Consider the following 15,108-nt stretch of genomic DNA (forward strand, 5'->3'; position numbering starts at 1 on the left):
AAATAACAAAAGATGCTCAGGCATGAGATGGCTAAAGCCCATTTTTTCGCTCAAGTGTTAGCGGGTAAAATTATATGTAACAGGAAGAATGCGTGCTAAGCGAAGGATCTCATAAAGCAGGATGGCGCAATAAGGCTAACGCGGGGTGATGTGGTGGGCGTTTGTCAGTACCCGACTCCGGTATATATTCGCGCCATCTTACTACAGAGATTATTTCACTAGCTCCGGAGTTACCTGAGTTACTGTATTAGCGTAATAGGGGGCGCCCCACATGGGTTCAGGCCAGAACGCGCCATAGCCGTAATCCCACATATTATAGGTGGTGTTGACTGACTCCGTTAAATGCCAAACCTGAATACCTTGTAAATCAACTTTAACAAAGTTGTACGGGATTTTGTTGATGAATCCTGGTTCATCTCCTTGAATTGTCCCCAAAATAGTAACGAAATGGTTTCTGTAGTTTACCGGATCGAGAAAACCTTTCTGCTGGGCAATAATACGCCCCTGATAGCTCGCGTCTATTTGCGGTTTAGCATAGTTGTTCAGTGGCAGAACGGCGATTTCCAGTAATGTATCCGTTTTGGTGTTAATCACATTGATGACTTTACCCCCAAAGCGGGCCTGCTGACCGGTATATAATCCCGGTTGGTTATGCACGGAGATAAAGTTTTTTTGTATATCTGGTTGATTATTACCTTTGATATTCTCAGGAATTGAAGCACATGACGCCAGGGTGAAAGCAAGGGCAACAATTACCAACCCTTTTGTTTTTTTCATTTTACTTTCCTGCTAAAAAAAAGACAGGCCTATAGTAACCCTTTGCTCATTATTGTCAGCAAACGTGCCGTTGATTATCTAAAATTAATATTATTGTAGCTTATGGTAATAACGGACTGTATTTTCTCTGGTCGCTGGATGAGGGCGAAAGTGTGTGGCGACAGGGAGAGCGATTTACTGTCGCCACACGTGGAGTCAGGTCCAATGCGTTACCGTGCCCTGGTTTAGCCAGGCGGGTAGGCAATCCTGGATTACGGCTTATTACTACGATTTACTAACGCAGACGTTCGTTGGCGAAAAGGTATTGCCTAACAGGTAGGCATTATCAATTTTATATATTTGCGCACGCTTACTGGGTGTGAACGGGTCATAGATATTATGGATAAACATCTCATCCGACACGTTATCCAGACTGTGTTTACTCATTTTCACGTCTTGCAGAAAAACGATGCCTTTATCTTTTATCCGATAATTAAAACTGACGGAGCGTTGCAGGATAAGGCGACGTCCTGGGCGGTTGTCTGCCAGTGGGGTTGTGGTAATAATCCCTGAGAAATCAATGACGCCAGTGTTATCTGTTTGCAACTGGATCATCAGGCTACCATCGTATTTCCCACCCCCGGGCAGTTCGGGTAGTGAAAGTGTGGAGACGCAATGCACGCTTATTCCCTGATTGACTGGAATGAGGGTGATTCCATTCGCGCTTAACAAGGCGCTGACAGCGACCAGAACGGCCGCTCCTGCAAGTAATATCTTGGTTTTATATTTAGTATTCATGGATATAAAGGTCCTTGCATCCAGCAAACTTTGTTTTTTCTGCATTATTGAAAGTACAGCGGGATAAAAATATGCGACCTTTTTCACCGTAGACGTACAGATCGTCAGGCTGGAAAATAAACAATGCGCCAGCCAGACACTTCAGGTGTAAATCAGCCATTTTTTTGGCTTTTTCAAGTTTCGCAGTTGCCACTTCTCGTGAGCTTTCAAAAACGGTATAGACCGGACAGAGGTCGATATTGCCAAGTTTATACAACTGCACGACGGGAAGGTGGTTTTGAGTGCTGTTAAACAATGTGTTGACTGGGTAAAGAAGCATGAATAACGAGACACCCCCAGCTGCAAGCAGCATCATTTTTACGCGTTTTGACAGGGAAGGTGTGGCTTTTGCGGGAGTGAGGGACGCCGCGGAAACCAAAGGCGATTCCTCTATGGTGGTTACCAATCCTTCAGCGATGAAAAAGCCGACCCGTGGTACTGTTTGAATAATCTCGTGTTCACAACCGAGCTCCTGTAATCCTTTACGAATCAAAGAAATATACTGGCTTAATGAGTTGTTTGAGGCTTGCAGACCATTTTTGTCCCAGACATTCGTAAACATCTCTTCTCTCGAGACTACTTTCCCTTCCTGCTCGAGGAGATAGGTGAAGATCCTGTTTGCGGTAATAGACAGGGTGAGTGAGTTGTCCGACGGGCTCAGACTCGCCAAAACGCCATCATCAGTCCTAAATGTAACTTCATTGTTAATTAGATATTTCATTTTTTCATCATTAACAGGGTATTACGTAATTATAAACCATAGTGGTATTTCTTCTTCACTACAGTATCGTGAGAGGTGTCAGGGCCGATGCAGGAGGAGGGGGGCATTTTAGCATTGTAAAATATCCCCTCTGGCATAAAAAACTATGAAATTGTTCATTTTAAGTATAAATGCCTACTTCACGCTGATTAAATTATAAGAGTGCTACTATTTTCAGATAGACCATTATAATCATTCGCCGGTTTGAGAACTGCGTAGTTCTGAGTCTCTGGTTGATTTACAAATTGTCAGTAACTTTAGTAAGTGGCATTTTTATAATGAGTAAACGAAAAGTTACTTAAGTAAAATAATCTAAAAATAGTATGGTATCAAGCGTCTTAAACAATAATTAGAAAGGCTTTGATATTTTTTACTTATTACATTCAACCCCTGGCGGTACAGATGGCCGCGGAACTTGCTTATCGCGAGGTGTGTATTCGACAGAATGTAACCCCTGTTTCTCGCAGTTATAATTTAAGTAACTCAAATGGGTTATGTTTTTCAATATAACCCATGCAATAAGATTTCTCTTATAAGTTGTTTGTTGTTTAAGAGCTGTGATTATAAATGTTTTTTACGGGGTATGAAATAAATTAATATGCGTTTTATTTAATTTGAAATGTTTGTTTATTGTGTAGAAAATTAGGTCGTCATATTACATTGTTTATGCAATTCATTAACAGTTGCTTATGTGTTCCTGTGATGACATCGATACTTAAATCTATAATCACTTATCTTTTTAGATAAAACATCTATAAATTGCAAATTTATCAGTATAAATAGATTGGTTGTTGATGCGGTAATACCATTCGTCATGTACAGATCGCTCAATGTTTCAGCGGAAAAAACTCCAGAGAAGAGGTATCTGACCGCTGGGTAACTATGAGCATCCCATAATGCTATGTGACCACGAATTTTTCCCAGGAAGGGTATTCGTGGAATTATTCGGAATGGTAATGATGAACAAGATTTTTAAAGTGGTATGGAGTGTTTCGCACTCTTGCGCGGTTGTTGTTTCTGAACTGGCAAAACGTTGTGGTGCTTCTGTGGAAACCAATAGTTCTGCTCGCATTGAATCTGGAACGCATAAATTTAATATTTCAAGAATTGCGCTAAGTATAATAGGTGCCGTACTGGCTACGCATTCAATATATGCTTTTGCCGCTGACTACGTCTTGCCTGATTACTTACCGTCGACTAACGCTAATGGCGCAGGGCAACTTGTTGTCGGTGACGGTGAAAACATGAATATTATCACCGGTACTAAAGGATATGGCAGCATTGCCTCTGGTGCATCGGGCTTTAAAACGATGACTATTCAGCAGGCAATGGATAATGGTTATATTTCGTCAGGTAGTGAAAATATAAATCTGACGCAGACGACTTTAGGTGGTCGTACCCACAGCATTCAATACGTTGACCCCATCACCGGGGCTTCGCGTACAGTCCAGGTGTATGACAGCGATAATTTTGCCTCTACCAGCGTTGGCGATCTGACGACTTATCTGGGGGTCAGCGTCGGTGATGGGCAGTATGTGAATATGAAGCTGGCGACAGTGACATCAGGCGGCACGCTTGATGTGAATGTTGGTTCAACGGAAAGCGGCTGGGCATCGAACTCGGCAAATATCTTCAATGCTGTCACCAAGGTCTCTGGAGTTTATAACGTTGAGAGCAGCGCCAGTGACACTAAAGACGCGGTACTGAATTACAACGCCAAAACCATCGTACAAAGCGGTAGCGTTGGTAATGTCGCGAAAAATACCGGTAAAGATTATAACTTTGATACCGCAACCTATAACGGCACCTTCTCCAGCGCGCTTGGCGAGTATACGGTTAATAATCTTGATGATTTAAAAAACTACAATGATGCTCTGGTGAAAGCCGTAGAGGCTGGGCAACTTTCGCCCACGGACTACGAAGCTGAGCTTCATAAAGCCTATACCACGGAACAGAAAAACATTCACTTCGACACCAATATCCCGGATGGCGATGCGGTGTTGCAGGCTGCGAATCGTGATGTGAACAGTTTTATTAAAGCTTCCGGTGCGCGCTCTGTCGTCAATATTTCTGCTGATGCCAATATTCAGGCGGTTTTTAGCGATACCTCCGTGGTGACGCTGACCGACGGAGCCACCCTCAATAACAACGGCACACTGGGGGTTGCCGCCGGTGCATCCGGTGGTGATTATGTCGTTTCAGCGCGTGATAGCATCGTAAATAACAATGGAATTATTGATGCGGGTACCAGTCTTGATGTGAAAAATGCGTGGGTTGGCGCCCATACCGGGATTCTCGCGACCGGGACGACAAAGGTACAGAACGACGGCGTCATCAACCTTGCCTCGCATCAGGATATCTATAACGCCTATGGCGTGCTGATGAATGACACGGCGACCTTTATTAATAACGGAGTAATGAATATTGCCACCGGAGGTGAGCCTGCGAAATCTGCCGATGGTGTCTATACCTACGGCGTGTTTGTTCAACGTAATGCAGTGGCTACTAATAACGGGACGCTCTACATCGGACGCACTGCACAAGCGGTAAAAGATGAGGCGACCAGTGACGTTCAGGTTACTCTTCCAGCCATTGGTATGTTTGTGAAGAGTGGAACCATCAATAACACCGGGAACATCACGATCGGAGAAAAAGTCGAGAATGCTGTTGCCATTCAGGCAAACGGCAGTGCGTCTCCTGGTGCAATCAACGTTACCCAGGACGGCGTCATTGACATCAATGGCATCGGCTCAGCGCAAAATATTGGCCTGATGGGGATTAACGGTGCAAAAGGGCTGGTAAACAGCGGCACGATTAACCTCAATGGGTACAGCGCCAGCGGTTTTGAACTGCAGGGAGGGAGTCAGGCGCTTCATTCGGGTACGATAAATATCACCAATGGTAGTACCACGGATAATACATTAAAAAATATTGGTGCCTGGGTCGAGGGGACCGGGTCTCAACTTACGATGAGTGGGAGTGTGAATCTTGCTGCTGATAACGCCATTGGTCTGCACGTTCGTGACGGCGGCGTTATCGATATTACCGATACGGGCAAAGTCTCATTTACCAGTGGCAAAAACCAGATTGGCTATTTTATTTATGGTGAAGGTTCAAAAGTAAACGCCTCCTCTACCAATACGCAAGATGTCTCGACTGAAGGGTCAACATTATATCGCATAGAAGGTGGTGCGACTTTTGATGGCAGCGGGTCGTCTGGTACGACAATGACGGCATCAGGCACCGACAGCACTATTCTGCAGGTGACCGGGACGGGGAGCCATTTTGATTCCGGCTCGCAATCGCTGAGTATCACGGGTGACGGCGCGACCGGGATTCGGGTTGAAGGCGGAGCGGATGGGGTTATCACCAAAGACGCGGTGATCGTGAAACTTTCCGGTAAAGACACCACCGCCGGGATTGTGGACGGTAATTATTATGACTTGTCCGGGAATGTCGATGAGAATCAGAAAGGTGACTCAATCCTGACCAGTTACGCCACGCTGAATACCAGTAATACGGCGGATGGTGCTTTCGGCTACATCGCCCGCAACGGCGGTACGCTCAACCATAAAGGCAGCATCGACTTTGACCAGGCGGGCAGCACAGGCGTGCTGGTTTCCGGTGGTACGTTGAATAACGACGGCGACATCAAGGTAAATGGCGTGGCGGTCAGCATCGAAGGCGCTGATTCCGTTGTGAACAACAATGCGACGGTTACCGCGACGGATGGCACCGCAGCCTATCTCGTGGGCAATGATGCGTCATTAAGTTTGACGGGTTCGGGAGAAACCAAAGCATCGGGAGACGCGCACGGTATCTTGTTGGCCGCCGGTGCGAAAGGTCTGCTGGTCGATGGAGCCATCATCACGATGGACAGTACGGGTAAAGGAAGCTCGATTGAAAACGTCGCCAACATTGCGGGTATCCAGCTAAAAGATACAACTATCAGTGTGGGGAATGGAATCGGTATTCATACCGGAGCATCCCTGGCGCAGACCAACTCCGGAACGATTAATGTAACGGGGAGCGGTACGGGGATCCTGTTTGAAAATATCGACGGCAGCGAAACGAATCAAACGCTGGATATGTCTGACTCGCGCGATCTGGTTATCAATGTTGAGCAGGCTGCGGGTAAAGGGATCGTCACCAATGCGTCAACCGACCTGAAAACGGGCGTCAGCGTTAACGTACTCGACGCTAACGGTGGTGAAGCGTTGATTGTCGGTGGTACGACCAAAAATGTTGAACAGGCTGGTGAGTTGACATCGAAATCGACCAGCCACGCGGTGGTGAATGTTAATAACGGTTCCCTGGAAACGTTTATCAATAAAGGCGTTATTAAAGCGCTGGATGCGTCGCAAAAAGCGGTAGAAATGCTCTCGGGGGCAGGCATCGCGTTTACTAACGCGGCGGGTGCCAGCATTGTTGGTCAGGTTAACCTGATGAGCGGTGATAACACCGTTACGCTGGAGTCTGGCAGTACCGCAACCGACATCAAGACGGGCAGCGGTAACGATCTGTACCTACTGAAAGATGTCAAAGAGACAGAAACCTCGCTGTTTACCAGCCTCAATGGTGGTGATGGGGAGGATACACTTCAGTTGAATAACGCACAGTACATCCTCAATCACGCCGATGCTATTACCGGCATGGAGCATATCGATCTGACTGCTGGTTCAGTATTTACCGTTAATAATGTTGATTTTGCGTTGGGTGATAACCAAAACGATGCGACCGGTACGGGTTACAACATTGATACGACCAGCACCTTGTCGCTGAATTCTGACGCTGCGCTGGCTTTTAATAGCCATCTGGCGGGAACCGGAACTGTCGCCGTTGATGTCAGCGGTAATGCGTTTGATTTTACCAGCAACAATGCGGCAGATGGATTCAACGGTACGCTGGCGCTAACGAACAGCACCTTTGAGCTGGCTGGATTAAATACTCAGGCGCTGAGCCAGGCAACATTAAATGTAGGCGAGGGGAACGTCACCCACGTGGGGTCCGGTGAGCAAAATATCGGAGGCCTGGCGTTTAACGGCGGCACCGTCAGCTTTGACGGGGTGACGCCGGGGCAGAGCAGTTCCGAAGGAACAATTCATGCTGGCGCGATGGATCTCTCCGGACGTGGAACCGTGCAGGTTGATACCGGCACGATTACGAACGATCGTCCGCTGGCTGATACCACGCTATCACTTCTTGAGCAGGACGATGCGCAGTCCCTGATTCAACTGGCAACGTCTGATTCTTCCGTCACCGGCGGTGCGGGCAATCTGACGCTGACCGATAGCAATGGCAATATCATCAGCGATGGGGTTGAAGCCGGTATCAGCCAAAATGGCGAGATTGTTGCGAATGGAACCTATGATTATCGCCTCACCGGAGGGGATAACGATGATGGACTGTACATTAGCTATGGTCTGACACAAGTCGAACTGCTCGCATCCGGAGACAATGCACTGGTCCTGGATGCGAACGGAAAAACCGGTAATGCTGCAGATCTGAGCGCTCGCGTGACTGGCAGTGGCGATCTGGCGTTTGACAGCGCCAAAGGCCAGACGGTATCGCTGTCGAATATGGATAACGATTACACCGGTATCACCGATGTGCGCAGCGGCAACCTGCTGATGAAAAACGATAATGTTCTGGGACAGACCGGTGAACTACGTCTGGCCGCCGATACCGGTTTTGACATGAATGGTCATAGCCAGACTGTCGGTAAGCTGACGGCGGGGGCTGACTCACTGCTGAACATCAATGGCGGTAGCCTGACCCTGGAGCAGGGCGGAACAGCCGATGGAATATTGACCGGAAGCGGCACGCTAAACATCAATAGCGATACGCTGACCATCACCGGTGAAAACAGCACGCTGACGGCAAAAACGACCATTGCAGAAGGCGCACGCGTGCTGATGAACACGACGCTGGGTCTCGGCACGGGCGATATTGTGGCGGCGGGAACGCTGACGATGAATAAGGCGGCAGGTGTACTTTACAACAGCATCAGCGATGCCGGACGGATTGAACTTACCGAAAGCGATGTCGCGCTGGTGGGCAATAATAGTGCCTTTACGGGACAATTTGCTATTGATGCGGATTCCCGGCTCACCGCGTTCACCGCAGAAAATCTGGGCAGCGCAGAGGTGCACAATAGCGGTTCACTGGTGCTGGACAGTCATACCGACTGGCAGCTTAATAACGACGTTTATGGTAGCGGCGACGTGACCAAGCTGGGAGCCGGATCCATTACTGTCGGTGATAACGCCGCCTGGACGGGGAAAACGGATATTGAGCAGGGCGGCCTGGTTCTGGGGGACGGCACATCTCCCGTCACGCTTGCCAGTACCGAGGTCAACATAGCTACGGCGGGGATGCTCTCGGGCGTAGGGGGCGTCGCAGGTAATGTGAATAACGCCGGTGTGCTGCAGGTGGGTACCGGGACCGGTGACAACCTCCTGTTCACTGTAGAGGGAAACCTGGTTAACAGCGGTATCCTCGCAACCGGTGTGAATGGTCAGCAGGCCGGTAATCAACTGGTGGTCAATGGCAATTACACGGGTAATGATGGTCATCTTTCCTTAAACACCGCGTTGGGGGATGACAATTCCGTTACGGATAAGCTGGTGGTGAAAGGTGATACCAGTGGCACTACTTCTGTCAGCGTCACTAACGCCGGTGGGAAAGGTGCCGCAACGATTGATGGTATCGAAGTTATCCATGTTGATGGCGTATCGGATGGTGAGTTTATTCAAGCTGGCCGTATTGTGGCGGGGGCATATGACTACAGCCTTGGACGTGGTCAGGATGAAAACAGCGGCAACTGGTATCTGACCAGCGGTAAAACCAACCCCGATCCGCAGCCAAACCCGGATCCGGATCCCGATAAAGATCTGCGTCCGGAAGGCGGCAGCTACACGGCTAACCTGGCGGCAGCCAACAACATGTTCGTCACCCGTTTGCACGATCGTCTGGGCGAAACGCAGTATATCGATGCCCTGACCGGCGAGCAGAAAGTCACCAGCATGTGGATGCGCCACGTCGGTGGGCACAACAACTGGCGTGACGGTAGCGGCCAGTTGAAAACCCAGAGCAACCGTTACGTATTGCAACTGGGGGGCGACATTGCGCAATGGAGCCAGAGTGGGCTTGATCGCTGGCACCTTGGCGTGATGGCGGGCTACGGTAACGATCACAGCAATACCCAGTCTTCACGCACGGGCTATCGTTCAAAAGGCTCAGTGAATGGCTACAGCACCGGCGTTTATGCCACGTGGTATGCCAATGATGCGTCGCATAACGGCGCCTGGCTGGACAGCTGGGCTCAGTACAGCTGGTTTGATAACAATGTTAAAGGCGATGACCTGCAAGGCGAATCGTACAAATCGAAAGGGGTTACCGCTTCGCTGGAAATGGGATATGCCCAAAAAATGGGCGAGTTTGCCGGCAGTCACGGAACGCTGAACGAATGGTACATACAACCTCAGGCGCAGGCAGTCTGGATGGGAGTGAAGGCGAACGACCATCGTGAAAGTAACGGTACCCGTATCACCAGCAACGGTAATGGTAATGTGCAGACCAGACTGGGCCTGAAAACCTGGATTAAGAGCCATCACCAGATGGATAACGCTAAAGAGCGTGAATTCCAGCCGTTTGCCGAGCTGAACTGGCTGCACAATTCACGCGATTTCAGTACGACCATGGATGGCGTGAATGTGCGCCAGGATGGAGCGAAAAATATAGCCGAGGTAAAAGTGGGTGTGGAGGGACAGGTGAGTCCTCGTCTTAATCTGTGGGGCAATATCGGGGTTCAGGCTGGCGACAAAGGGTATAACGACAGCGCTGCGATGGTAGGTGTGAAATGGAACTTCTAAGCTGATTCTACCGGGCAAGTTCAGCCAGACTGGCGCATGTCAGTCTGGCCATTTCCTCCTGAAATAATCTCAAAAAAGCGTCCTTCGGGGCGCTCTGTTCAACAACACGAGTTAATCATGTCTGTAACCAAGAAAATCACACCCATCATGCTGGTGTTGCTTTTTCTTCTGGCCGGTGTGCTGACGTCATGGCAGCAATGGGATAGAGAGGGACAACTTGTCAGAGAACACGCGATAAATAGCCTGGTCGAAGAAATCGATACGATATTTGACGACGTAAATACACTGGCTGTGTTAGCCAGCGCACATATACAAGAGAATTGCACTGACGATCTGCTACGAAAATTGCGTCTTCTTACGGCGTCTGGCGAGAAGATTCGTTCAGTCAGTATCATCAGGAACGGTGAGTGGAACTGCTCTTCTCTTGAAGGCCGAGAATTGCCGGGGATTATTTCCAATGGAACGACTACACACTCACTGATGATTGAACAGATTTATCGGCTGAACACGGAGATGTATATAATCTATTTTCCGTTTCAGGGGCAGGTGGTGGCTGTTGCAGTATATAAAGCGGCGATCGAAAAAATTCTTATGGATTTTGCCCGTAAAGAAAAAATTGATGTGCATTTTTTATTGTATCCAGAAAAACATCCTTTCGTGCAGATGGCCTCGCAAAACTATCCTTTCTGGATTGTGACGGATTCACAGGATGACATTGCGGATTATGTGCGGGATAATCATTATCTTCTTATTTTATTTGTGGTTCTGTCTTTGCTGTTATATTTCCACTTACGCCGGGCGCAGCGGATATCACCGATAAAAATACTGCAGCGTGCGATTAATAATGATGAATTTATTCCGTTTTATCAGCCCGTCGTTGAACTCGCTTGCGGAAAAATCGTCGGGGCTGAAGTGCTTGTTCGCTGGAATCACCCTGAGCAGGGAATTATTCCCCCTAACGAATTTATCCACACGGCTGAACATAGCGGCTTGATCAATGCGCTGACGCTGAAATTGTTGACGCAGGTAGAGGTTGATATGCGGTGCCTTAGGGCTCAGTGTGATATACCATTTCATATCGGTATTAACGTACCTCCACTTTCACTGGAGGATAATGAATTTACCGATGCCACTATCGCTTTTATTCAGCGGATGAACTTGTTTCATATTGGCGTAATGCTGGAAATCACCGAACGGCAGCAGAATCTGATCCGTGAAAGTGTTCTGAGGCGCTTGAAAGAGGCAGGCGCTGCGCTAGCCTTGGATGACTTTGGGACCGGATATTCTAACTATGCTGCGCTGCAACGTATTTCGCCGCGGTTCTTGAAAGTTGATAAGATGTTTATCGACTCACTGGGTAAAGGCGGCGTGAGTGATACTATCATCAGCAATATTGTTCACCTGTCTGAACTGGCCAGGATCCCACTGGTGGCGGAAGGAATAGAAAGTGAAGAACAGATGGAGAGGCTGCGACGGATTAACGTTAGCTTTGGGCAGGGGTATCTGTTCAGTAAACCAATACCCTTTAATGCGTTTCTACGTTTATTATAAGGATTGCTAATAATAAAAAACCGCGAAAGCGGTTTTTTATTATTGAATGGCTGGAAGATTACTCGCTGACTTTTTTCTCAACGGAGGCAGCACCTTCTTTGGTCTTATTCCAGCCTTTCTCGGTACCTTCTTTTGTTGCATTCCAACCTTTTTCAGTACCTTCTTTGGTTGTATTCCAGGCTTTTTGTGAGCCTTCACTCACTTTACTGCTCAGGTCATCTTGTTTACCTTCAGCAGCATGTTTTGCTTTTAACTGTTGCTCTTCGCCCTGATTCTGCGCCTGATGCAGTTTTTCTTTTGCGGTATTGGCATTTTCGTGTGCGGCGGCTACATCATTATCAGTTGCGTGTGTCGTCGCGGCAATAACGGGAGAAGCCAGCAGAATTGCAGATAATGCGATAATTGTCTTTTTCATAATATCCTCGCTTAGCGTTATAAGTTATTAGCGTGATTAAGCATGGCACACGAACGAAGCGCTGGCTTTAGGAAAAAACTGTAAGTGCTGATGACGGTATTTATCCATTTTGTGCAGCTGTGAGCGATCAATACGGTAATTTTGTGGTGGGTCAAAAAGCCGCATTCAGTGTTAGGTTAAATAATAAGTGGTTGTCGTTATTAAGCATGGACATATTAAGTATGTGTAAGTCTCCCCGCAAAACGAACCATCAACTTTTAGAGCGTCTCTGGCATACAGCGGACAGGCTAACTGGGCTAAAGGTCTTCTATGAGGTGTGAGTTCAACGGGTTGATGCAACGCTATCCTTAATCCAGGGGGAAGTTCAACTTAAGCGTGTACGCTTACTTTGTACTAAGATACTTATCGAACAGATGCTTTAAGATTTTGTCTCAGAATCAAGATGGATTTATCAACATGACCAGAACAGAAAGGCTTCTCGAACTACTACAGATATTAAGGGCGCAAAGATATCCGATCACTGCATCCACTCTCTCTGAAAAATTAGGAATAAGTGTGCGCTCCCTTTACAGAGATATAAAAACGCTACAGCATCAAGGCGTGTGCATTGAAGGTGGTGCTGGAATTGGTTATATCATTAAGTCTGACTTTCATTTGCCACCCTTAAACCTTTCTCATGAAGAAATCAATGCTATTACGCTTGGGTTAAATTGGGTATCTCATAATACGGATTATGATTTTAAAAATACCGCAAGGAATGCACTTGCCAAAATCCACGCTGTCATTCCCGGTGAATTAAAAAATCTTATTGAGAGTCAATCTTATCTGATCGGTCCTTCAGAAAATAATGAGGTGTTTTTTGAAGACATCCGCAATGCTATTAAAAATCGCAAGAGAATCAAAATAAAGTATTGTGACAAGAAAGATACTTACTCTTCTCGAGCCATATGGCCCATCGGATTGGTATATATGGAGTCATGCTGGCTTTTGGTTGCATGGTGTGAGATGAGAAATGATTTTCGTCATTTTAGAACTGACAAGATTGAAGAGATAGTACAACTGGGTTCCATATATAGAGAAAGCAGGACAGTTTTATTGAAAAAATGGAGAATAAAAGAAGGAATCAGCGAGGAGAAAGAGTACTGACAAAAACTGTCACAGCTAATTTGTATACTAACCCAGATGAAAGACTCAATTCGACTTCATAGGGTGAATTATGAATTTCCAGAATAAAGTTGCTGTCATAACAGGAAGTACTGCAGGTATAGGTGAGGCAGTCGCAGAGCAATTACACAAACATGGAGCTAAGATCGTTATTGTCTCCCGCTCGTCAGAGCAGGCTAAACAAAAAGCGAAACGATTATCTTCACAGGGACAACAAGCGCTGGGGATCGGATGTGATGTGTCTCAGCCCGAACAAGTACGGCAAATGATAGATGAAGTTATCAAAAATTTCGGCAGACTTGATTGTGCTGTAAATAACGCAGGCTTAACAGGTGAACATGGTAAAAACATAACCGAGCAGACGGTTGAAAACTGGGATAAGGTCATTGCCACCTCATTGAGCGGCGTTTTTTACTGCCTAAAATATGAAATACCTGAGATGATGAAATTTGGTGGCTCTATAGTTAATTTATCTGCAGTAAATGGTCTGGTTGGCATTCCTGGATTAGCACCTTACACCGTGGCTAAGCATGGTATAATCGGTTTAACCAAAACCGCAGCGCTAGAGTTTGCATGTCAAGGCATTCGAATCAATGCAGTCGCTCCGGGCTATGTCCAAACCCCACGAATGAGTGAATTTCCAGAAAATATCGTACGTAGTTTCGCAAATAGCCACCCTATGAAAAGGATGGCAAAAATGCAAGAAATAGCAGACTTCATTCTGTTTTTGCTGTCAGACAATTCAGGGTTCTGTACCGGAGGAGTATATCCAATCGATGGTGGTTATTTAGCAGAGTAAAATTCCTCTATAGCGTCAGAATATAGAGTTAACTCTTGTGTTGTAGGGCTAGTGATAACAATATTTCCAGTCTGGATTAACAAAAGTATAGATGATCGGCTCTCCATTGGTCCATTCATCATGCTATTAATAACTTCCGCTGCTGGCACGTAGTGGCCGGTCCGTTACGTGAGGGTCACCTCGGAGATTGTCACGCTGATTCTGCCAGTTGTCGCTGCAGGAGCTGCAGGCTGGTTCCCTCCCATGCTGCAGCCGAGCCGACCACATACAGGTTTTTCTTGGCGCGTGAGGCGGCTACATTGATTATGTTTGGCAGATTCGATTTCCTTAACGGAGAGAGGTTTAGTTTGTCTTGCCATTGTCGGGTTTCCATAGTTTTAGGCACCTCAAAAACAATAAAGCTTTATGAGGTGCCTAACAAGGTGCCTAAAAGGTTCGGATTTAATTAGTTGGCATCAGATTTCGTGGGACAAATTGAGGGCACAAAAAAGCCCGCAGGGCTTGCGCCGTGCGGGCTCTTAGGACTTCATCGGATGACTCTGGTAATCACCGATGGAGAATTTTGGTGGAGCTGGCGGGAGTTGAACCCGCGTCCGAAATTCCTACATCCTCGGTACTACATGCTTAGTCAGTCTTTACATTCGCCTGGCACCTGCGGACAGACACGCCACTACCAGACTAGCCTGATTAGATTTAACGCTTCAACCCCAGGCAGGGCCTCCACGCGATCTCTTTTGGGTTTGACCTCTCTTTGATCCCCGTCTTAAGAGCGGAAGCTAGGGAGAGAGGGCTCAGAGCAGGTTATTAAGCTGCTAAAGCGTAGTTTTCGTCGTTTGCGACTATTTTTTTGCGGCTTTTTACGAGGCCAACCGCCCCTCGGCATGCACCTTGGGTTTCGCGAATCCCGTCGAATCCAGAATCAGCCCCAATGTGTTAGAGCAAGTATAACAGA

At 47.2% G+C, this 15,108-nt stretch carries 9 protein-coding genes and 1 other RNA gene; 4 read left to right on the forward strand and 6 right to left on the reverse strand.

What is annotated here, in order from left to right; genetic code table 11:
- Positions 1-210: 210 nt before the first annotated feature.
- The 3 genes from ABIE10_RS20965 to ABIE10_RS20975 form a co-directional block, all read right to left on the reverse strand.
- Positions 211-777, reverse strand: a complete 567-nt coding sequence (locus tag ABIE10_RS20965; protein WP_103847959.1) for a Slp family lipoprotein — start codon at positions 775-777, stop codon at positions 211-213.
- Between the two features lie 264 nt (positions 778-1,041).
- The gene (locus ABIE10_RS20970) at positions 1,042-1,554 is read right to left on the reverse strand and encodes a hypothetical protein (RefSeq protein WP_103847958.1); all 513 of its coding nucleotides are present in this window, start codon (positions 1,552-1,554) and stop codon (positions 1,042-1,044) included.
- Positions 1,544-2,314 carry a winged helix-turn-helix domain-containing protein gene (locus tag ABIE10_RS20975; RefSeq protein ID WP_103847957.1) on the reverse strand — a complete coding sequence of 257 codons (771 nt, stop codon included), beginning with the start codon at positions 2,312-2,314 and terminating at the stop codon, positions 1,544-1,546. The genes ABIE10_RS20970 and ABIE10_RS20975 overlap by 11 nt, the downstream gene beginning before the upstream one ends.
- A gap of 998 nt (positions 2,315-3,312) precedes the next feature.
- Here ABIE10_RS20975 and ABIE10_RS20980 point away from each other — a divergent pair.
- Positions 3,313-10,227, forward strand: a complete 6,915-nt coding sequence (locus tag ABIE10_RS20980) for an autotransporter outer membrane beta-barrel domain-containing protein (protein ID WP_429156962.1) — start codon at positions 3,313-3,315, stop codon at positions 10,225-10,227.
- A gap of 117 nt (positions 10,228-10,344) precedes the next feature.
- Positions 10,345-11,778: an EAL domain-containing protein gene (locus ABIE10_RS20985; RefSeq protein WP_429156940.1), complete on the forward strand. Its 1,434-nt coding sequence runs from the start codon at positions 10,345-10,347 to the stop codon at positions 11,776-11,778.
- Between the two features lie 58 nt (positions 11,779-11,836).
- On the opposite strand, the gene ABIE10_RS20990 is transcribed toward ABIE10_RS20985, so the two are convergent.
- Complete coding sequence (locus tag ABIE10_RS20990; RefSeq protein WP_016157245.1) at positions 11,837-12,193, reverse strand: hypothetical protein; 357 nt, start codon at positions 12,191-12,193, stop codon at positions 11,837-11,839.
- Between the two features lie 456 nt (positions 12,194-12,649).
- Between ABIE10_RS20990 and ABIE10_RS20995 the strand changes: the two genes are divergently transcribed.
- Together ABIE10_RS20995 and ABIE10_RS21000 are read left to right on the forward strand one after the other, a co-directional pair.
- Positions 12,650-13,339, forward strand: a complete 690-nt coding sequence (locus ABIE10_RS20995) for a helix-turn-helix transcriptional regulator (RefSeq protein ID WP_200079740.1) — start codon at positions 12,650-12,652, stop codon at positions 13,337-13,339.
- A 70-nt stretch (positions 13,340-13,409) separates the two neighbouring features.
- Positions 13,410-14,156, forward strand: coding sequence for an SDR family NAD(P)-dependent oxidoreductase (locus ABIE10_RS21000; protein WP_429156943.1), 747 nt, complete (start codon positions 13,410-13,412; stop codon positions 14,154-14,156).
- Between the two features lie 190 nt (positions 14,157-14,346).
- Here ABIE10_RS21000 and ABIE10_RS21005 read toward each other — a convergent pair whose 3' ends face one another.
- On the reverse strand, positions 14,347-14,529 hold the full coding sequence (locus tag ABIE10_RS21005; protein ID WP_259688182.1) for a hypothetical protein: 183 nt from the start codon (positions 14,527-14,529) through the stop codon (positions 14,347-14,349).
- A 190-nt stretch (positions 14,530-14,719) separates the two neighbouring features.
- Positions 14,720-15,083, reverse strand: a transfer-messenger RNA (tmRNA) gene (gene ssrA, locus ABIE10_RS21010).
- Positions 15,084-15,108: the final 25 nt, after the last annotated feature.

Origin of the sequence: Citrobacter sp. 506 (assembly GCF_050434985.1) — a bacterium.
GTDB classification, from domain to species: Bacteria; Pseudomonadota; Gammaproteobacteria; order Enterobacterales; family Enterobacteriaceae; genus Citrobacter; species Citrobacter braakii.

Excerpts from the sequence above, each read along its gene's own strand:
- ABIE10_RS21005 (WP_259688182.1), bottom strand. The coding sequence starts at position 14,529 with ATGGAAACCCGACAATGGCAAGACAAACTAAACCTCTCTCCGTTAAGG.
- ABIE10_RS20975 (WP_103847957.1), bottom strand. The coding sequence starts at position 2,314 with ATGAAATATCTAATTAACAATGAAGTTACATTTAGGACTGATGATGGC.
- ABIE10_RS20990 (WP_016157245.1), bottom strand. The coding sequence starts at position 12,193 with ATGAAAAAGACAATTATCGCATTATCTGCAATTCTGCTGGCTTCTCCC.
- ABIE10_RS20985 (WP_429156940.1), top strand. The coding sequence starts at position 10,345 with ATGTCTGTAACCAAGAAAATCACACCCATCATGCTGGTGTTGCTTTTT.
- ABIE10_RS20965 (WP_103847959.1), bottom strand. The coding sequence starts at position 777 with ATGAAAAAAACAAAAGGGTTGGTAATTGTTGCCCTTGCTTTCACCCTG.
- ABIE10_RS21000 (WP_429156943.1), top strand. The coding sequence starts at position 13,410 with ATGAATTTCCAGAATAAAGTTGCTGTCATAACAGGAAGTACTGCAGGT.
- ABIE10_RS20970 (WP_103847958.1), bottom strand. The coding sequence starts at position 1,554 with ATGAATACTAAATATAAAACCAAGATATTACTTGCAGGAGCGGCCGTT.
- ABIE10_RS20995 (WP_200079740.1), top strand. The coding sequence starts at position 12,650 with ATGACCAGAACAGAAAGGCTTCTCGAACTACTACAGATATTAAGGGCG.
- ABIE10_RS20980 (WP_429156962.1), top strand. The coding sequence starts at position 3,313 with ATGAACAAGATTTTTAAAGTGGTATGGAGTGTTTCGCACTCTTGCGCG.